Genomic DNA, 768 nt, shown 5'->3' on the forward strand with positions numbered 1-768 from the left:
CATCGACACGGGGCCGGATTTTCGGCAGCAGATGCTGCTGGCCGGCGTTAAACGTATCGATTCGGTCGTCTATACCCACCCGCATGCCGACCATATCCATGGCATCGACGATCTGCGCGGCTTCGTTCTCGATCAGCGCCAGCTGATCGACGTTCATGCCGACAGGGCGACGATGCTTCGGCTGCGGGAAGCGTTCGGATACTGTTTCGAGACGCCGCAAGGCAGTTCCTATCCGCCGATCGTCAGGCCGCATCTCATCGACCACACCAGGCCGGTGGTCATCGAAGGAGAGGGGGGTACCCTCACCCTCGAGCCGCTGCCGCAGATCCACGGCGACATCGTATCGCTCGGTTTCCGCATCGGCGGCCTCGCCTATTGCCCCGACATCAGCGACTTTCCGGAACCCACCGCCGAACGGCTGCGCGCCCTCGACGTGCTGATCATCGACGCGCTGCAATACCGGACACATCCTAGTCACCTGTCCCTTGGCGAAGCGCTTGATTGGATCGAGCGGCTGGCGCCGATACATGCGGTGCTGACGCATATGCACGTGCCGCTCGACTACGCAACGGTGGTGGCCGAGACACCAGCCAATGTCGAACCAGCCTATGATGGGATGATGATTGAAATCCCTTACGAATCAGCGTGAAAGAAACAGAACTTCATGACCGGCTCCAGGGCTCGCGTACCCAAAGCGCTGCCGATGCCGGTATGCATGACGACGTGACCTCACCGTCTCGGATACGCTGCCCGGCACACGGCCATCAC

1 protein-coding gene is annotated in these 768 nt (G+C 61.2%); it reads left to right on the top strand.

Annotation, left to right across the window (positions count from 1 at the left end):
• Positions 1-649: MBL fold metallo-hydrolase (locus EN906_RS36000; protein WP_127375865.1), on the top strand; the 649-nt coding region annotated here is incomplete at its 5' end.
• Positions 650-768 lie beyond the last annotated feature (119 nt).

It is taken from the genome of Mesorhizobium sp. M7A.F.Ca.CA.004.06.1.1 (assembly GCF_003999135.1).
Classification (GTDB): domain Bacteria; phylum Pseudomonadota; class Alphaproteobacteria; order Rhizobiales; family Rhizobiaceae; genus Mesorhizobium.